General features: G+C 74.2%; 15 protein-coding genes, 1 tRNA gene and 1 pseudogene. 9 read left to right on the top strand and 8 right to left on the bottom strand.

Going from position 1 to position 17,692, the window contains the following annotated elements; all coding sequences use genetic code 11:
- Window positions 1-90: 90 nt before the first annotated feature.
- The 4 genes from ACZ573_RS22475 to ACZ573_RS22460 form a co-directional block, all read right to left on the bottom strand.
- Window positions 91-1,242, bottom strand: coding sequence for a thioester domain-containing protein (locus ACZ573_RS22475; protein WP_471306871.1), 1,152 nt, complete (start codon window positions 1,240-1,242; stop codon window positions 91-93).
- A 221-nt stretch (window positions 1,243-1,463) separates the two neighbouring features.
- The gene (locus tag ACZ573_RS22470) at window positions 1,464-1,871 is read right to left on the bottom strand and encodes a single-stranded DNA-binding protein (RefSeq protein ID WP_471306869.1); all 408 of its coding nucleotides are present in this window, start codon (window positions 1,869-1,871) and stop codon (window positions 1,464-1,466) included.
- Between the two features lie 132 nt (window positions 1,872-2,003).
- Entirely contained in the window at window positions 2,004-3,857 is a 1,854-nt protein-coding gene (locus tag ACZ573_RS22465) for a GTPase (RefSeq protein ID WP_471306867.1), read from the bottom strand.
- A gap of 4 nt (window positions 3,858-3,861) precedes the next feature.
- Window positions 3,862-5,487: a dynamin family protein gene (locus ACZ573_RS22460; protein ID WP_471306865.1), complete on the bottom strand. Its 1,626-nt coding sequence runs from the start codon at window positions 5,485-5,487 to the stop codon at window positions 3,862-3,864.
- A gap of 323 nt (window positions 5,488-5,810) precedes the next feature.
- Between ACZ573_RS22460 and ACZ573_RS22455 the strand changes: the two genes are divergently transcribed.
- Window positions 5,811-5,883, top strand: a tRNA-Arg gene (locus ACZ573_RS22455).
- 91 nt (window positions 5,884-5,974) lie between these two features.
- Here the strand turns inward: ACZ573_RS22455 and ACZ573_RS22450 are convergent.
- On the bottom strand, window positions 5,975-6,622 hold the full coding sequence (locus ACZ573_RS22450) for a TetR/AcrR family transcriptional regulator (protein WP_471306863.1): 648 nt from the start codon (window positions 6,620-6,622) through the stop codon (window positions 5,975-5,977).
- Window positions 6,623-6,991: 369 nt separating this feature from the next.
- Between ACZ573_RS22450 and ACZ573_RS22445 the strand changes: the two are divergent.
- The 3 genes and pseudogenes from ACZ573_RS22445 to ACZ573_RS22435 form a co-directional block, all read left to right on the top strand.
- Window positions 6,992-7,120 (top strand): annotated as a pseudogene (locus tag ACZ573_RS22445) (serine hydrolase); the annotation flags it as partial.
- Window positions 7,121-7,283: 163 nt separating this feature from the next.
- A complete protein-coding gene (locus ACZ573_RS22440; RefSeq protein ID WP_471306861.1) occupies window positions 7,284-8,567 on the top strand; it encodes a phosphoribosyltransferase family protein in 1,284 nt (427 codons plus the stop codon).
- Between the two features lie 108 nt (window positions 8,568-8,675).
- Window positions 8,676-9,797, top strand: coding sequence for a sulfite oxidase (locus ACZ573_RS22435; RefSeq protein ID WP_471306860.1), 1,122 nt, complete (start codon window positions 8,676-8,678; stop codon window positions 9,795-9,797).
- Window positions 9,798-10,069: 272 nt separating this feature from the next.
- Here the strand turns inward: ACZ573_RS22435 and ACZ573_RS22430 are convergent, their stop codons facing one another.
- Together ACZ573_RS22430 and ACZ573_RS22425 are read right to left on the bottom strand one after the other, a co-directional pair.
- Window positions 10,070-10,195 (bottom strand): hypothetical protein, encoded by a 126-nt coding sequence (locus ACZ573_RS22430; protein WP_471306858.1) that lies wholly within the window; start codon window positions 10,193-10,195, stop codon window positions 10,070-10,072.
- A gap of 28 nt (window positions 10,196-10,223) precedes the next feature.
- A complete protein-coding gene (locus ACZ573_RS22425) occupies window positions 10,224-10,700 on the bottom strand; it encodes a phospholipase (RefSeq protein WP_471306856.1) in 477 nt (158 codons plus the stop codon).
- Window positions 10,701-10,891: 191 nt separating this feature from the next.
- Here ACZ573_RS22425 and ACZ573_RS22420 point away from each other — a divergent pair, with 191 nt between their 5' ends.
- The gene (locus ACZ573_RS22420; RefSeq protein WP_471306854.1) at window positions 10,892-11,416 is read left to right on the top strand and encodes a hypothetical protein; all 525 of its coding nucleotides are present in this window, start codon (window positions 10,892-10,894) and stop codon (window positions 11,414-11,416) included.
- A 36-nt stretch (window positions 11,417-11,452) separates the two neighbouring features.
- On the opposite strand, the gene ACZ573_RS22415 is transcribed toward ACZ573_RS22420, so the two are convergent.
- Window positions 11,453-12,223, bottom strand: coding sequence for an alpha/beta fold hydrolase (locus tag ACZ573_RS22415; protein ID WP_471306852.1), 771 nt, complete (start codon window positions 12,221-12,223; stop codon window positions 11,453-11,455).
- A 146-nt stretch (window positions 12,224-12,369) separates the two neighbouring features.
- Between ACZ573_RS22415 and ACZ573_RS22410 the strand changes: the two genes are divergently transcribed.
- The 4 genes from ACZ573_RS22410 to ACZ573_RS22395 all read left to right on the top strand — a co-directional run bounded on the left by ACZ573_RS22410 (window position 12,370) and on the right by ACZ573_RS22395 (window position 17,517).
- Entirely contained in the window at window positions 12,370-12,783 is a 414-nt protein-coding gene (locus ACZ573_RS22410) for a GNAT family N-acetyltransferase (RefSeq protein WP_471306851.1), read from the top strand.
- 129 nt (window positions 12,784-12,912) lie between these two features.
- Window positions 12,913-14,595, top strand: a complete 1,683-nt coding sequence (locus ACZ573_RS22405) for a serine/threonine-protein kinase (protein ID WP_471306849.1) — start codon at window positions 12,913-12,915, stop codon at window positions 14,593-14,595.
- Window positions 14,596-14,774: 179 nt separating this feature from the next.
- Entirely contained in the window at window positions 14,775-16,010 is a 1,236-nt protein-coding gene (locus ACZ573_RS22400) for a S8 family peptidase (RefSeq protein ID WP_471306847.1), read from the top strand.
- Between the two features lie 211 nt (window positions 16,011-16,221).
- Window positions 16,222-17,517: a hypothetical protein gene (locus tag ACZ573_RS22395; protein ID WP_471306845.1), complete on the top strand. Its 1,296-nt coding sequence runs from the start codon at window positions 16,222-16,224 to the stop codon at window positions 17,515-17,517.
- Window positions 17,518-17,692 lie beyond the last annotated feature (175 nt).

Below are 17,692 nucleotides of genomic sequence, written 5' to 3'. Positions count from 1 at the left end.
CGGTTCCGAACCGGTCCGCGCGGCCACCCGGCCCATCGGGCCCGTCCGGTCGGGCCGCGAAGCCCACCCGTCAGGTCACCCCGCAGGACCTCAGGAGGTGTCTTCCTCGTCCAGCGGGCGCTTGCGCAGCAGCAGCACCACCAGGCCGCCCAGGACCACCAGGCCCACCGCCAGGGAGGCAATGACCGGGGTGGCCGCCGAGCTGCCGCTGATCGCCAGCCGCTCGTCGTCCGGGGAGGTCGTCGCGAGGGCCGCGGACCGCTCGCCCAGCACCTCGGCCGCCGAGCCGGAACCGGCTCCTGGGGCATCGCCCGAGGTGCCTCCCGGCGCCGGGGACGGGGGTTGCGGCCAGAGCGCCGTGGCCGTGGCGGCGGCCGCGGACTCGCTGGAGCCGGCCACGATCTGGGCGTGGGTGGGCAGCTCGCCGGTGAAGACCCGCCCGACCGGCACTTTGGTGGCGCCCTGGACGGTGATCGAGGCCGTCCCGTCGGGGGTGCCCGCGGGCACCTCGAAGTAGAGCCGGCTGCCGTTGACGGCGGTGGTCAGCGGCTGCCCCTCGGCGTCCACCACCCGCACCCCCATCGCGACGGCCGCCGCGTCGGGAATGACCGACACGCTCGGCGCCCCGGTCCGCACGGTCACCGGGCCGAGCCGGGTGCCCACGGCCCCCGACACGTCGCCCGGGTCCAGCCCGAGCGAGGCCGGTGGCTCCGGCAGCTGCCCGGCGGCCCGCTGCAGGTAGTCGGCCAGCTTCTCGGCCGCCGGGTCCGCGGCCTCGACCTGCGCCCCCTCCGCCAGCCGCCAGATCGCCACCTGGGTCCCGGCGGCCGCGCTCTGCGCCGTGAGGGCCCCTGCCCCGGCCGCCTTGGCGAGCCCGGCCAGATCGTTGTGCTGCGGGTAGGAGTGCTCCAGGACCCAGCGGATCCGGCCCGCCTCCCGGTTCCCGGCGAGCGGGCTGCCGCTCCAGCCGCTCTCGGTGTACCGGGCCTGGGGCTGGGCGTTGCCCGTCACGCCGACCCCGTACGTCTGGAGCATCCCGCCGCCGTCGACCCGCATCTCGTAGAGCCCGGCCGGGATCTGCCGGACCGAGCCGTCCCCGGACCGCAGGACCGCCTGCCCGAACGTCTTCAGCCCGTCCAGCACGGCGCTCGCACCCTCGGGCGACCTGGGCGCCACCGGGCCGGAGTCGGCTGACGCCCGCGCCGCGGGCGCGGTGGCGAGGGCCGCGGCCAGCAGGGCCACCGCCAGCGGCCGGCGCGCGGAGCCCCGTACCGCGGCGGAAGGTTCGAGAGGAACCGGGGCAGGAGCAGGAGCAGGAGCTGGAACAGGCGCAGACGAAGACGCAGACGCAGGAGTGGGATCAGGAGCGGAGAATGCGGGAACGGCAATCGACACAGTCTTCCCCTTCGGGCCAAAGACCCAGGTGCCCGTGAGTACCGGGGAATCCTATCCGCCTCGAACACTCAGACCACCGCCGCCTTCTGAGTGTCCATCAGAGGTGTCTCCGTCCGCACCACGCGCCGGAAGGCGGCGGTACCGCGATTGAGGTCATGACCGATGGCCGTCGCGTCGATCTCCGCGGAGAACCACCGGTTGCCCTCTCCGTCGGGCGGATCCTCCCGTACCCGTAGCCGCCCGTGCACCACCAGCGGCTCGCCGACGGATACGGAGCCGGCGAGGTTCACGGCGAGCGTCCGCCGCGCCCACACCGTGTAGAAGCTGGTGGTCCCGTCCGTCCAGGTGTCCTTGCGACGGTCGAAGTACCTCGGCGTCACCGCGAAGCGGAACCGCGCCGCCGGACCGTTCACCGTCTCCTTGTAGTCGATCTGCGTCGCCACATAGCCCACCAGCGTCACCTGCGTGTCGTACATCCCGGTCGCCCTCCCCCGTGGTTCCGGCCCGTACGGATCCGTACGGATCCGTGCGGACCAGCCGTACGGACCATCCGTACGTGGTACGAACCATGCTGGGGCAGGCCGCCGGTCCCCGCTCCGGCCTGTGGATTACTGCCGGGTTGTGGACAACCGGCTCCCCCCTGCGGCGACCGTGGCGTACTGCTCCCGCACCTCCCGGTAGCGCAGCAGCTCCGCCGCCACCGGTTCCAGCACCCGGGCCCGGCCGCACCCGGCCGCCGCCTGCCGCAGTCTGCGCTCCGCGTCCTGCCCGTACCTGCGCGCCGGACCGCGGGCCGCGAGCGAGCAGGACCATTCCACGAGCGGTCCGCCGATGATGCCCGCCACCATCAGCAGCACCGGCGGCAGCAGCCTCGGCTCCAGGACCCCGACGATCTGCCCGACCAGCCACAGCCCGCCGTAGATCTGCAGCAGGGTCATGGCCGCCTGTGCCAGCACCGCCGCCGGCCACCACGTGGGCCGCGGCGGTTTGATGCTCGGCACCGCGACCGCCGCGCCGAGGGTCACCGCGATCTCGTCCAGCGCCTCCGGCAGCCGCTCCGCGCCGCGCACGGCGGTCTCGCGGACCGCCTGCGCCCACGGGTCCGGCAGTCCGGACACCGCCTCGTCGGCGACCGCCCGCACGGCCTGCTCCACCCGCTGACGCGCGGTCACCTCCTCCTCGACCGGGGCCTCGGCGACCGCCGGGCCGCGCCCGCCGATCGCCGCGAGGGCGGCCAGACCCGCCAGGGAGCGGGGCGCGCGGCGGCCCTCGTACCAGCGCCACAGCCGCAGCCACGGCGTCCCGCACGCCTTTCCGGCATTGCGCCGCCACGCGCGCTCGGCGGCGAGCCCGGCCGCGTACGCGCCGACCGCCTCCGCGAGCCGGTCCTCGAACTCGGCGCGCGCCGCCTCCCCGATCTCCGGCCCGGGGTGCCCGTCGGCCACGTAGAGCGGTCGCAGACGCACGGCCGCGCGGTCGACGTCGGCGGAGATCCGCCGGGTGGCCGCGCCCTTCTCCTGGGTGAACTGTCCGAGGAGCTCACGCAGTTCCCCGACGCCCTCCCCGGTGAGCGCGGACAGTCCGAGGACGGTGGCGCCGGGCTCGCCGTGCTCGCCGAGGGCGATGCCGTCGTCGTCGAGGAGCCGGCGCAGGTCGTCCAGTACGAGGTCGGCGGCCTCCCCGGGCAGCCGGTCCACCTGGTTCAGGACGACGAAGGTCACCTCCGCGTGCCCGGCGAGCGGCCGCAGGTAGCGCTCGTGCAGCACGGCGTCCGCGTACTTCTCCGGATCCACCACCCACACCACGGCGTCGACCAGCGCCAGCACCCGGTCCACGTGGTCCCGGTGCGCGCCGACCGCCGAGTCCAGGTCGGGCAGGTCGACGAGGACCATGCCGCGCAGCGCCTCCGCCTCCGAGGTCTCGCGGGGCCTGCGCCGCAGCCGCCCCGGGATCTCCAGCCGGTCCAGCAGTCCGGCGGCTCCGTCCGACCAGCTGCACGCGATGGGCGCGGCGGTGGTCGGGCGGCGCAGCCCCATTTCGGAGATCTGCACACCGGCGAGTGAATTGAAGAGAGTGGACTTGCCACTTCCGGTGGCTCCGGCGATCGCGACGACCGTGTGCTGGGGCGACAGTCCACGGCGCGCGGCCGCCTCGTCCAGTACCCGCCCGGCCTCGGCGAGGGTCTTTCCGTCGAGCCTGGTGCGGGACAGACCGACCAGCTGGCGCAGCGCGTCGAGGCGCAGCCGCAGGGCCTGTCCTTCGGGGCTGAGCGGGGGCGCGGTCGACTTGCCGCCGTCACTGCCCGCGCCGGAGACGGCCCGTACGAGGGCCTCGTCGCCCTCGTCGCCGTCGTAGTCCTCGTCCCCCTCCCCGTCCTCGATCCCGTTCACGGCCCGGGGGCGCGAGCGCGCGATGAGTCCGTCGTCCCAGCGGTCGTCGGTGCGGTCGGTCAGGGCGGTCACCGCGTCACCTCTCCTTCTGCAGTACGGACAGCGCGGCAATCAGCTCGGCCTGTGGTTCCGGGGTCACTTCGAGCGCCTCCAGCGGGGCGAGCCGGCGGTCGCGTTCGGCGCGCAGCACCTGGTCGAGGTGGTCGCCGACCAGTTCCCCGCCCCGGTCGCGCAGCCGCAGGGCGGCCTGCGCGCCGATCCGTTCGGCGAGCTTCTCCCCCGCGGGCCGGGCCCGTTTGCCGCCGAGGAGGGCGGCGACGAGCAGGGCGGCCACGCCGTCGGGGTCGGGTGCGGGCTGCCGGTCGCTCTTGGCCACCTCTTCCTCGGCGAGTTCCTCCAGGACCCGCCGCCAGCGGCGTACGGCCATGCCGATGCGCTCGCCCGCCTCCCGGTCGGGCGCGGGCAGCGAGACCGCGCCGGCGGCCGGCTCACGCCGCCAGGCCTCGGCGATGCGCTCGTCGGCGGCGGCGACGGCGCACTGGAGGAGCGCGGCGAGGGATTCGGCGAGCGAGTCGAGCAGTTCGTCGGCGCTCGTGTCGAGCGGGTAGCCGCGCCACCGGGTCAGCGCGTCCCCGGCCAGAACGGCGCCGTGGTCGAGGCGGCCCCGGACCCGCCTGCCCTCCCGTTTGTACGCGTCCTCGACGGCCGAGGTCAGCCGTACGGCGGCGGCGTGCTGGGCGGCGACGGCCGAGGCGAGCTCCGGCATCCGGCGCTTGAGGGAGTCCAGCGCGCCGAGCGCGGTGCGCCCGACGGCGTACTGCCGGGCGGCCGGGTCCTGCGCGTGGTGGGCGAGCCAGGCGAACAGCGGGGCGACGGCACTGGCCGGCAGCAGCCCGCCCCCGCCGGTGGACTCGGGCAGCTCCGGGACGGTGAACCGCGGTACGTCGCCCAGCCCGGCCTTGGTGAGCAGGGCCCCGTACTGCCGCGAGACCTCGGCGAGCACCTGGTGCGGGACCCGGTCGAGGACGGTGACGAGGGTGGCTCTGTACTGCTTGGCGGTGCGCAGCAGGTGCCAGGGGACGGCGTCGGCGTACCGCGAGGCGGTGGTGACCATCACCCAGACGTCGGCGGCGCAGATGAGTTGGGCGGCCAGCGTCCGGTTCTCGACCACCAGCGAGTCGATGTCGGGGGCGTCGAGGATGGCGAGCCCGCGCGGCAGGCTGGAAACGGTCTCGATCCGCATCTCGCGGGTCGCGTGGGTGTCGGCCGGTCCGCGGTCGCGGGCCCGGGGTCTGGCGGCGGGGGGCACCTCCTCCTCACCGTGCGGGACCCAGACCCGCATCAGGTCGGGCAGTACGCGCATGCCGGCGAACCAGTGGTGGTCATCCGGATGGCAGACGAGCACCGGTGTGCGCGTGGTCGGGCGCAGCACCCCGGCTTCGCTGACCTGTCGGCCGACGAGGGAGTTGACGAGGGTGGACTTACCGGCCCCGGTGGACCCGCCGACGACGGCGAGCATCGGCGCCTCGGGCGCCTTCAGCCGGGGTACGAGGTAGTCGTCGAGCTGCGCGAGCAGCTCGGCTCTGGTCTGGCGGGCGCGCGGAGCGCCGGGCAGGGGCAGCGGCAGACGCACGGACGCGACCCGGTCGCGCAGGGCGGACAGGGCATCGAGCAGCTGAGGCCGAACATCCAAGGTCACCACATGCGAAGAATGCCCAATTTGGGACCATTTTTGAAGCTTATACGTCCTCTGCGCGCCGACCGCGACTCCAGTGGGACATTCTGGGCACGGCGGACGAGTGGGGCGCAGGCATAACGAGTGCACAACACCAGGGGCGCCGCGGCGCAAAAGCGATGCGAGAATCGCACCTGCCTGCGATTATCGGGACCGCTTCACCGAACCTCCACATCGTGGCTCGCGGGTGAAGCAACCGGGACAAGGCGACCGGAGCCCTATCCTTGACCCGGCACGGACCGCAGCCCCACCCCCACCGGGGGCTCCAGGCCCTCCAAGGCCGCCTTCCGGCCCCCGTAGCTCAGTGGATAGAGCAGGTGCCTTCTAAGCACTTGGCCGCAGGTTCGAGTCCTGCCGGGGGCACTCCTCACGTCCCACCTCAAGCCCTCCCTCCGGGGAGGGCTTTCGTGCGGGCCGGCTCCGCCGGGCCCGCCCCGGAGCCCGGCAGCTCGCTCTAGGGAGTGCGCGCCGGGCGGTACTTGTAGTACGTCAGGAACATGTCCACCCCGGTCTCGCTCAGGGCCGTGGTGGTCTCCTGGGGCAGGCCCACGCCGTAGGCGCTGTGGATCAGGTGCGGGTAGAGCACCAGTGAGTAGAACTGGATGATGGCGACCTCGACGTCCGGCATGTCGAGGCGGCCCTCCGCGATGAGCCGCTCGAAGGTTTCGAGCAGGGCCGGGCGGACCCGGTCGGGGCCGCTCCGCTTCCAGGCCACGCCGAGTTCGGGAAAGCGGACGGTCTCGTTGACCACCAGGTGGCGCAGTGCCATCACGTCGGGCCGGATCATGCCCTTCACCCAGGCCTCGGCGGTCCACACCAGCGCGGTGCGGAGGTCGTCGATGTCCTCCAGGCGGGCGGCGGTGCCTTCGACGGCCGCACCCAGGGCCTCTTCGAGGGCGTCTCCGATGACGGCCAGGAAGAGCGCGTCCTTGTTCCCGAAGTGGTTGTAGACGGTCACCTTGGAGACTCCGGCCTCCGCGGCGATGGTGTCCATGCCGACCTTGAAGCCGTCCCGCACGAAGGCCGTTCGCGCGGCCCTGACGATCGCCAGCCGCTTGCGGGCGGCCCGGTCGCCCGTCGGCACCCGCGGGTTCTCTTCCATCACCGCTCCGCCCGCCTTCGCATCCACGACCCGTTCCCCCACCGGTCGACGCCAGCCTAGCAGCCCCTGAACTGATCAGTTGAGTTCACATGAACCGACCTGTACAGTTCAAACGCGCCGAGTCCCACGGGGGTGGGCTGGGCGCCCCACCCCGGCCGGAGTAACCCCGGCGCACGTCGCTCCGCCCGGCCCGGTCGAGGCCGCGGCGGGCCACCGGCTGCCGCTCCGCACCGAGTACATGGACGTGGACGCGTACCGGTTCGGGCAACCGGACGCCCACGAACGGCCGGCCGAGCTGTGGCGGGACGAGCTGTCCGCGTTCGTCGGGGCGGCCGCGGGGAGTTCGGCCTTCCCGGGACCTGCGTCGGAATGCTGATGGCCGGTCAGGAGGCCTGCGCCTCCTACGGGGTGACCACCCTCGGCCACCCGCAGCCGGTCGACGGCGACACGCTCTTCCACCTGGCGTCGGTGACCAAGACCTTCACCGCCACCGCGCTGATGCGCCTGGTCGCCGAGGGCCCGGTGGAGCTGGACGCCCCGGTGCGCCGACCGCGTCCCGGCCTCCGTGCCCCGACCGACTTGCGGGAAGGCCGGGGATGCGGTTGCGTCGAAGGAGATGGGTACGTGGTTTCCGTCTCCCCTGGGTTGGGGGTGAGCCATCGTGCTGTTCACCCATCGCTCGGAGGCCGGCGAGAAGCTCGCCGAAGCGCTCCGGCACCTGAAGGGGGAAGATCCCGTCGTACTGGGCCTGCCCCGCGGCGGAGTCCCCGTCGCCTACCGGGTGGCCCGCGCGCTCGGCGCCCCGCTCGATGTGATCGTGGTGCGCAAGCTCGGCGTCCCCCACCACCGTGAGCTGGGCTTCGGCGCCATCGGCGAGGGCGGCGTACGCGTCATCAGCGAGGACATCGTCCGCGGCAGCCGCCTGGGACCGCAGGACATCGAGGCGGTCGAGCACGCCGAGGAGGCGGAGCTCACCCGGCAGGCCGCGCGGTTCCGCGGGAACCGGCCGCGGGTGCCCCTGGACGGCCGGACCGTGATCGTCGTGGACGACGGGATCGCGACCGGGGCCACGGCCGCCGCCGCGTGCGAGGTCGTACGGGCGCAGGGCGCGGCGCGCGTGGTGCTGGCCGTTCCGGTGGCCCCGCCGGACGCCGTCGCCCGGCTGGGCTCGGCGGCCGACGAGGTGGTGTGCCTGGCCACACCGCACGCCTTCCGTGCGGTCGGCGAGTGGTACCAGGACTTCTCCCAGACCTCCGACGAGGAGGTCGTCTTCCTGCTGGCGCGGGCGGCGGCCGACCCCGTCAGCCGCCCGCCCGTCCGGGCCGCCGAGGTCGAGGTGGACGCCGGCGGCCTCGTCCTGGCCGGCGACCTCGCCCTGCCGGAGGGCGCCGGAGCGGTCGTGGTGTTCGCGCACGGCTCGGGCAGCAGCCGCCACAGCCCGCGCAACCGGTCGGTGGCGGCGGACCTCAACCGGGCGGGCCTGGCCACCCTGCTCCTCGACCTGCTGACGCCCGACGAGGAGGTTGACCGCGCCAACGTCTTCGACATAGAGACCCTGGCCGGGCGGCTCGCGGACGCCACCGCCTGGCTGCGCCGCCGCGAGTCCCTCCCGACGGGCTGGTTCGGGGCGAGCACCGGGGCCGCGGCGGCGCTGTGGGCGGCCGGGGAGACGGGCGCGGAGATCGGCGCCGTGGTGTCCCGCGGTGGTCGGCCGGACCTGGCCGGTGCGCGGCTCGCCGCCGTACGGGCTCCCACACTGCTGATCGTGGGCGGCCGGGACTCGACGGTGCTCGACCTCAACCGCCGGGCCCAGCGCGAGCTGCGCTGCGAGAACCGGCTGGAGATCGTCCCGGGGGCCACCCACCTCTTCGAGGAGCCGGGAGCCCTGGAGGAGGTGGCCGACCTGGCCCGCGACTGGTTCACCCGCCACCTGGTGCCGACCTAGACCGGACCGGTCGGACTGGACCGGTCGGACTGGACCGGTCGGACTGGACCGGTCGCGCGGCGGCGGCAGCAGTGGCGCGGCAGCGGCGCCGCGCGCGACCATGAGGAGATGGAGCAGGCGTCGGTGCAGGATGTCAGCACCCCGGGCCGCATCGCGTCGCCCGGTGAGGGCATCGGCCCGGACGAGCTGGCGCTCGCGGCCCGCAACCACGGGCTTCCGCTGGAGGCCCTGCGCTACGAGGTCACACCGCCCGGACTGCACTACGTCCTGGTCCACTACGACATACCCGCCGCCGACCCGGCCGGCTGGTCCCTCACCGTCGGCGGCCGGGTCCGTACCCCGCTGACCCTGGACCTCGCCGCCCTGCGCGCGTTCCCCTCGGTCACCCTGCGCGTCACCATGGAGTGTGCGGGCAACGGCCGGGCCCGCCTGACGCCCCGGCCGGTCAGCCAGCCGTGGCTGGTCGAGGCGGTGGGCACCGCCGACTGGACGGGCGTACCGCTGCGTCTGGTGCTCGCCGGGGCCGGGGTGCGGCCGGACGCGGTCGAGGCCGTGTTCACCGGCGCCGACCACGGGGTCGAACGCGGCGTCGAGCAGGACTACCGGCGCAGCCTGCCGGTGGCCGCCGCCACCGGGGACGACCCCGAGGTGCTGATCGCCTATGCCATGAACGGCCTGCCCCTGCCCCCGCAGCACGGGTGTCCGCTGCGGCTGGTCGTCCCCGGCTGGTACGGCATGGCGCACGTCAAGTGGCTGCGCGAGATCACCCTCGTCGACGCGCCGTTCACCGGATTCCAGCAGGCTGTGGCCTACCGCTACCGGCGGGCCGCCGACGATCCGGACGACCCCGGCGAGCCGGTCACCCGGATCGCGCCGCGCGCCCTGATGGTCCCGCCCGGATTCCCCGACTTCATGTCCCGCACCCGTATCGTGCGTCCCGGCCCCGTACCCCTGGAGGGGCGGGCCTGGTCCGGCCACGCGCCCGTCGAACGGGTGGAGGTGAGCGCCGACGGGGGCCGCTCCTGGACCCGGGCCGAGGTCGCGCCGCCGGGGCCGCACCGGTGGGCGTGGCAGGCCTGGTCCTGTGTCTGGGCGGCGGCGCCGGGCCGCCACACGCTCACCGTCCGCGCCACGGACGCCGAGGGCGGCACGCAGCCCCTCGAACAGCCCTGGAACCGCGGCGGTTTCGGCAACAACCTGGTCCAGCACGTCCCGGTCCTGTGCTGCTGAGCGGGGGGAGGGGGGACGACGGCGGACAGCGGGGCGCCGTCAGCCGAAGCAGCCTTCGACGTAGTCCGCGGTGCGCTGGTCGGAGGGGCTGGAGAACATCGCCGGGGTGGGGAACGCCGACCAGGGTCATGATCAGGAGGGCCGTGGCGCCGACGCCGCGGGCGGAGCCTCGGAAGATCCGGTCGGCCGGGTCGCTGCCCTTGGCGAGAGGGCGGGGGCGCCGCCCCGGTCGGCGGGCTCGGGCGCGGCGACGACGGTCGTGGTCGCGGCGGTCACAGCAGGCCTCCCCCGCGGACGGCCAGCCCCGGCGCGTCGGCGGCGCCGGGCAGGCGCAGGCCGCGCAGCCACCAGGTGTAGGTGACGCCGGAGGCGACCTGCGCCTCGGTGACGGCGGACACGGAGGGGCGTGTGTGGGCCCTGTGATCCCTAGGAAATTCCGAGAATCCGCACCGCTTGGTAGTAGGTCCACGCGGTGCCGTCGCAGGAGCTCCTGCGGGAGCCCGAGTACTGCGCGCAGACCCGCTTCAGGTCCGCGTGGAACGCCAGGTCCAGCCGGGTCTTGGCGGCCGGAAACAGCCCTGCCGCGCGGTGGTTGCGGTACCCGAAGTCGTGGCGCGCGCAGGCGTCCGCGAAGGGGAAGCCGAGGGGGTTGTCGGGGGACGAGGTGCAGTGGTCCGTCGACCAGTCGAAGCCGTACGCCGCCCAGGCGGCCCGGTGCTCGCGGGCCTCGGCCCATTCGTGGTAGCTGGCGGCGCTGGTCTGCGTCCAGCGGCTCAGCACCTGCGGCTTGTCGGCCGGGACCTGAGGAGTCGCCCAGGCCGCCGGGGCGAGTGCGAGCACCGCGGTGGCGGTGGCGGTGGCGAGACCAGGGACGAGAGCGGGGACGAGGCGGCGACGGCGCATGGGGTTCCTCGGTGCCGGGGCGGACGGGTCACCTCCGGCCAACTCCCGCGGGCACCGCGCGGTTACTGCGCGTCGGTGGAACCGGACCCGACACCCTCCCAGGTATGAGCCCGTATGGGACCTGCGGCGCATTTCAGGTTCGTCCTGAGGAGGGACGCGCGGCGGGGGCCCGCCCGCCGAGACTGGAAGGCATGAACCGCCGCCCGCTCGTCGTCGCCGCAGCCACCGTGGGAGTCCTCGCCACCGCCGCCTTCGCGCTGCCCAATCTGCCGCCCAACCCCGTGACCGACACGATCGACAGCAAGGTGTACAAGGAGAAGGGCAAGCGCTTCGCGAGCGCCGCCGACGCCCCCACGCGGGAGAAGGCGCCGTTCGCCCTGCCGTCCTGGATACCCAAGGACGCCACCGACGTCCGCATACGGGTGCGCACGAGCGGTGAGGCCCGGCTGATCCGGTTCACCCTCGGCGCGACCCCGCTGGACGGACCCCAGTGCGGTGCGGGCACGTCGAAGCCGGTGGGCGCCACCCCGGATCTGCACGCCAAATGGTGGCCGGGCAGCCTGCGGGACGGTGTGCGCTCCGAGTGCCGGGGTACCCACCAGTATCAGGTCGTGGTGCGCGGCAAGCGGGTCTACGCCTGGACGGACGGCACCCCGTCCCCGGACTCCGTGGGGCCCCGGGACAGCGCCGCCTCCACGCCCCGGACCCAGGGCTGACCACTTCGCCCGCCCAGCCCGGCGGGCCAGGACCGCTCAGTCGCGGGCCAGGGCCTCCGCGGTGGCCCGGGCGAAGCCCTCCGGGTTGTCGAGCATGATGTTGTGCCCGCAGTCGGGGACGGACACCACGGCCACGCCCGAGGCCTGGAGGGCTTCGGCGCCCGGGAGCGGGCCGTCCGCCTCGGGCAGCAGGTAGGTGCGCGGGATCTTCGACTCCAGCAGCAGCTCACGCATGGTGGGCGTGGTGCCGGCGGCCAGGTGGACGGCCGTGCGGTACAGGGCGGTTCGGCCGGCCAGCCGCATGGTGGACCACCAGTGCGCGCCGACCCTGTCCCGCACCTCGGCCCAGCCCCCGGCCAGGAACTCCTCCTCGGTGTAGGAGGCGATCCCGCTGCTGCCCGGCATGACGGGGCCGGGCTGCTGCGGATCCAGGTTGGCGTCGACGAGCACCAGCCGGGACACCAGGTGGGGGTGCCGGTCCGCGAGCACGATGGCCACGGCCCCGCCCATGCTGTGGGCGATCAGCTCGGCGCCCTCCACACCGGCCTCGGTGAGAGCGGCCGCCAGCGCGTCGGCATGCGCTTCGAGGGTGTAGCCGAACCCCTCGGGCCGGTCGCTGTGCCCGTGGCCCAGCAGATCGACGAGCAGCGAACGCCGCCCCGCCAGCAGCGGATGGGTGGCACTCGCCGCGAAGTAGGCGGGCGAGGTGGACCCGAGCCCGTGCACGTATACCCGGGCCGGCTCCTCCCCCGCCAGCTCGACCCAGCGCATCCGGTCGCCCTCGGGCGTGACCACGGCGTTCCTCACGATGCTCCCCCTCAAGTGGTTCGTACAGCAGTCTTCGACAGCCGGAACAGGCTAAGTGCTGCCCCGGGGGCAGGGGTGTGCGGCGGCCGCCACGCCGTACCCGGCATCGGCTGACCATCCGTCATGCGCGCACTATCGTGGCCGCCATGGACATCCGCCGGGCCCTTACCTCCGCCGAGCTCACAGCCGCCGAGTCCCTCTTCGACGGGCCTGCCCGCACGGAGTGGTCCGAGCGCTTCCTCGCCGCCCCGGGGCACCTGATGCTCATCGCCTACGTCGACGGCGTGCCCGCCGGGATGGTCTCCGGCATCGAGATGAGCCACCCCGACAAGGGCACCGAGATGTGCCTGTACGAGCTCTCCGTGGACGAGGGGTACCGCCGTCGCGGCATCGGCCGCGACCTGACGCTGGCCCTCGCCGAGGAGGCGAAGGCCCGTGGCTGCTACGGCATGTGGGTGGGGGTCGACACCCACAACGAGGCCGCTCTGGCCACCTACGACGCCGCCGGCGCCCGTGACGAGGGGGTCTTCTCGATGCGCGGCTGGCCCCTCGCCCCGTAGCCGGTCACCCGGACCCCGCCCCGCCCGGCCGCTCTTCGGGCCGCCTCCCAGGCAACTTCCGGCCCCGGCGCGGCGCTTAGGGTGTTCGCTGGTCGGCCCATCGGTCGACCGGGGGATCGGGGGAGGCCGATGAACAGCGCGACCGAGGTGTTCGAGCCGCTGCGGGCGGACGATCCGTCCACCGTGGCCGGATACCGCATCGCGGCCCGGCTCGGCGCGGGCGGCATGGGCCGGGTCTACCTGTCGCACACCCAGGGCGGGCGGCCGGTGGCGCTCAAGGTCGTACGCCCGGAACTGGCCGAGGACCCGGCGTTCCGGAGGCGGTTCCGCCGTGAGGTGGAGGCCGCCCGGCGGGTCCGGGGCGCGTACACCGCCGAACTGATCGACGCCGACGCGGACGCGACGCCGCCCTGGCTGGCCACCCTCTACGTACCCGGGCCCTCGCTGTCGCAGGCCGTGGCCCGGCGCGGACCGCTGCCCGTGCCCGCCGTGCTCTGGCTGATGGCGGGCGTGGCCGAGGCCCTGCAGGCCATCCACGGCGCGGGCATCGTGCACCGCGACCTGAAGCCGTCGAACGTGCTCCTGGCCGCCGACGGGCCCCGTGTCATCGACTTCGGCATCTCGCTGGCGTCCGACACCACCGCGCACACCGCCACGGGCGCCACCATCGGCACACCGCAGTACATGTCCCCCGAGCAGGCGTCGGCGGACGAGGTCACGGCAGCCTCCGACGTCTTCGCGCTGGGCCAGACGGCGGCGTTCGCCGCGCTGGGCGAGCCCCTGTACGGCACCGGCCCCTCCGCGATCGTGCTGTACCGGATCGTGCACTCCGAGCCCGACCTGTCCCGGCTGCCGCAGGAGCTCCGTCCGCTGTTCGCCCGGTGCCTGGCCACCGATCCGCAGGAGCGGGCCACCCCCACGGAGATCGTGGAGTGGTGCCGGACGCAGCTGGGCGAGGACGCCGACGCGGACGGCGGCCCGGCGCTCTGGCGCGAGGTGACCGGACCGGAGCTGACGGCCCCGCAGCCGCTGCCCGAGCCCGTACCCGAGCCGGCCCCGGAGCTGGTACCGGCACCCGCTCCCTCGCCCGCCCCGGCCCCCGGCCCTCCGCTCCCGGTACGCCAGGTGTGGCAGCCTCCGGAGCCGGCGGCCCCGGAGGAACCGGAGCAGCGGCGCAAGCGCCGGCGGCGCAACGCGCTGCTCACCGCCGCGTCGGTGACGGTGGTCGCCGTGCTGCTGGGCACCCTCTGGGTGGCCGCCGACCGGTCGGCGGACGGTCTGCGCGACCGGGCGAAGTCCCCGACGGCCGAGGGAACACCGGCGGGCGGGGCCCGCCCGGCGAGCGGCGACCCAGCCCGGGAAGCCGCCGGATCCGCTTCGAAGCCGGGCCAGGACCCGAGTCCGAGTCCGAGCCCGTCCGCGAGCGCACCCCCGAAGGCCATCCCGTACCCCGGGTTGACCCTGAACGAGGAGAATTCGGTCGGCATCAAGGAACCGGTCCAGCGTGCCAATCGCGCCGGGGACCTCCGACTCGACTGCGAGCAGGCGGGCTGCAGGCTGGAGAGCGACACCAGTGTGATCACCCTCCTGTCGGGCGGGCCGAACGGCTCCCTCGACTCCTGCCGGACCGCCCTCGCAAGCGGGTCCACAAGAAGCCAGTCACTGTCCCAGGCGGCGGCCGGCAGCGAGCTCTGCATCAAGCACCGGTCGGGGGACATCGCGCTGCTCGCACTCACGCTCAAGTCGACTCCGTGGATGCGGGAACTGCCGAGCTCCCTGAGGGCGGACATGACGGTCTGGCGCGCGGCCTGACGGAGCGGTCGGCCGCGCGGGCGGATCCGGAACCGGGACCAGGTCCGGGACCGGGACCGGGACCAGGTCCGGGACCGGGACCGGGACCAGGTCCGGATCCGCCCGCGCGGCGGCGTGTCGTGCACCCACCCGGCGCACCCTCCGCGCGCCCGCACCCGCGCTCGCGGAGCATCGGCCGCATGACCGCATTCGCCGCGCTCCTCCCCGCCGCCGCCCTCCTCGCGGCAGCCACCACGGCCGCCACGCCCGTCACGGCCACCACGGACGTCTCTCCGGCACCCCGCTCCGGCACCGCCCCCTACGTCGTCGTCCTCAAGGACACCACCTCCCGCGCCCCGACCCGCGCCCTGGCCGCCGAGGCCGTGAACGCCGGCGACGAGGTCGGACCCGTCTATGACGCCGCCCTGAACGGCTTCGCCGTCCGCACCACGGCCGCCCGGGCCGCCGCCCTGGGCGCCGACCCCCGGGTGGCCTCGGTGGAGCCGGACACCGAGTTCCACACCACCGACACCACCGACAGCACCGACACCCCCGGAGCCACCGACACCCCCGGACCGCAGATGGCGCCGCAGGCTCCCGCGCCCTGGTCCCTCGACCGCATCGACCAGCGAGAACTCCCGCTCGACGGCTCGTACACGTATCCCGGCAGGGCCGAGGGCATCACGGTCTACGTCGTCGACACCGGTATCAACACCGGCCACCTGGAATTCGGCGGCCGCGCCCGCTTCGGCTACAACGCGGTGTTCCTCGGGAGCTCCCGCGACTGCAGCGGCCACGGCACGCACGTCGCGGCGACCGTGGGCGGGGAGACGTACGGGGTGGCCAAGGGGGTCTCGCTCGTCGGGGTGAAGGTGGCCGACTGCGATGGTTCCGCGTCCCTGTCGGCGATCCTGAAGGGTATCGACTGGGTGGTGAAGGACGCCGCCAAGGCTCCCGCCGTCCCGGCCGTGGCCAACATGAGCATGGGCGGCACCCGCAGCTACGCCCTCGACACGGCCGTGGTCCGGGCCGTGTCCGCCGGGATCACCTTCACCGCGGCCGCCGGGAACGACGGCAAGGACGCCTGCGGCGGATCCCCGGCCTCCGTCCCGCAGGCCATCACGGTCGCCGCGACCGACGCCGGGGACCGGCGGGCGGCGTTCTCCAACCACGGCCCCTGCGTGGACCTCTCGGCTCCGGGCGTGGGCATCACCTCGGCCTGGAAGGGCTCCACCACCGCCACGGCCCGCGCCTCCGGCACCTCGATGGCCGCTCCGCACGTGGCCGGGGTCGCCGCTCTCATCCTGGCGCGTGGTACGGCGCGCACCCCGGCGCGGGTGACCGAGGAACTGCTGCACAGCGCCGTGTCCGACCGGATCACCGGACTCCCGGCCGGCACCCCGAACCTGCTGCTCCACACCCCCACCGGGCGCTAGCCCCACCCTCGTCAGGCACCCCGACCGGTCGGTATCCGATGGGCCATCAGACTCTCCCTGATGGCCCATCAATTTCTGTGTGCTTCGGGCGAAAGCAAGTCATTGACTTCTCATCACGGCGACGCGTCAATATCGGCCACCGCACCGGCTCGGCCTCCCCCACACAGCGGGTGGGGGGAGGGGTTCGTCATGACGAAGGAGTCGCGACCCAGTGAGTACGAGAACGTATCGACGAAGAGTACTGGCCGGGGCGGGAGCCCTGTCTCTGGCCCTGACGGGCGGCGTGGTGGCCCTGACGGGATCCGCGCAGGCCGCGACCAAGACCACGGCTGTCTTCGAGAACTGCGACGCCCCGGCGCCGCAGCCGGACGGCTCGGGCAACCAGAACTGGACGGTCACCCTGCCCGACGGCGCCAAGGCCGGCGACGTCGTCCCGATCACGATCGACCCTGGCGCGAGCCCGCTGATCCCCGGGTTCTCCGTCACCACGGTGAACACCTCCAAGATCACCCTCAAGGTCGGGACGACCACCCAGGTGGTCACCAGCCCGCCGGAGACCGTCTCGGTCGTCGCCGGGCAGCCGCTCGACCCCAAGGCGTTCTCCGGCACCATCAAGATCCCGGACGGCACCGAGGGCACGACCGTCCAGGTCGCCCTCGACCTGGCGGTAACCGACGCGGACCTCTCCGGCTCGGTCTTCACCACCACCTGCACCCCGGCGCCGCGCCCGAGCGCCGCGCTCGGCTCGGTCGCGGTCGAGGCCCTGCCCAAGGACCCGGTCACCACGAAGCTGACGCCCAACAGCGGCCCGGCGGGCACCGCCGTCGCCGTGACCGGCGCCAACTTCCCGGCCGGCGCCGTCACCTGCTCCGCCCTGCTCGCGGGCGCGGCGACCGGTGACACCGGTGCGGGCACGGCCGACGCGTCCGGCGCGGCCACCTGCAACATCACGGTCACCAAGAAGGCCGACGCGATCAGGATCGACGGTTCGATCACCCCGTACAAGGCCTTCGTGTTCCTGGAGGAGCAGGCCGGTGTGAAGAACCCGGTCGACGTCGAGGTCCTGCCCGGCCCGCTGGCCCTCGGCCCGAAGGACGGCCAGCCGGCCGTCAGCTTCGGCGCGGTCACCATCAACGGCAAGGCCCAGTCGGTGGTCGGCGTCTTCAACGCCGCGACCGTCCAGGACTTCCGCGGCGGTTCGCTGGGCTGGGACGTGACGGCGACGCGTACGCCGTTCCTGAACCAGACCACCGGCCACTCGATGGCGAAGGCGCAGATCGGCATCCAGCCGTCCTGCACCGTGACCAACCCGGACAGCCCGAGCACCTGCACCGCGGGCACGCCCGGCGCGATCTCCGACGTCCCGATGAAGGTGGCCTCCCAGGCCGCCGGCGGGGACGAGCTGACCGGCGGCGAGTTCGCCGTCGGCGGCGCCGGAATGATCCAGCTCCCGCCCTTCATGTTCGCGGACACCTACCAGACGGTCGTGACCTTCTCGATCGCCTGACCCGTACGGCCGCTCGTCCCAGGGTGGTGGGGGGGGGGGGGGGGGGGGGGGGGGGGGGGGGTGGGGGGCGGGGGGGGGGGGGGGGGGGGGGGAGGGGGGGGGGGGGGGGGGGGGGAAGGGCGGGGGGGGGGAGGGGGCCGCGGGAGACGTGGGGGGGGCGAGGAGAGGTAGGCAG

This window comes from Streptomyces sp. NPDC040545, assembly GCF_055595065.1.
The sequence above is the reverse complement of the archived record's forward strand: the minus strand, read 5'-3'. Positions and strand labels throughout refer to the sequence as shown.

Coding starts and splice junctions, on each gene's coding strand:
- ACZ573_RS22470 (WP_471306869.1), bottom strand. CDS start 1,871: ATGTACGACACGCAGGTGACGCTGGTGGGCTATGTGGCGACGCAGATC.
- ACZ573_RS22435 (WP_471306860.1), top strand. CDS start 8,676: ATGGAGCAGGCGTCGGTGCAGGATGTCAGCACCCCGGGCCGCATCGCG.
- ACZ573_RS22400 (WP_471306847.1), top strand. CDS start 14,775: ATGACCGCATTCGCCGCGCTCCTCCCCGCCGCCGCCCTCCTCGCGGCA.
- ACZ573_RS22405 (WP_471306849.1), top strand. CDS start 12,913: ATGAACAGCGCGACCGAGGTGTTCGAGCCGCTGCGGGCGGACGATCCG.
- ACZ573_RS22420 (WP_471306854.1), top strand. CDS start 10,892: ATGAACCGCCGCCCGCTCGTCGTCGCCGCAGCCACCGTGGGAGTCCTC.
- ACZ573_RS22410 (WP_471306851.1), top strand. CDS start 12,370: ATGGACATCCGCCGGGCCCTTACCTCCGCCGAGCTCACAGCCGCCGAG.
- ACZ573_RS22450 (WP_471306863.1), bottom strand. CDS start 6,622: ATGGAAGAGAACCCGCGGGTGCCGACGGGCGACCGGGCCGCCCGCAAG.
- ACZ573_RS22425 (WP_471306856.1), bottom strand. CDS start 10,700: ATGCGCCGTCGCCGCCTCGTCCCCGCTCTCGTCCCTGGTCTCGCCACC.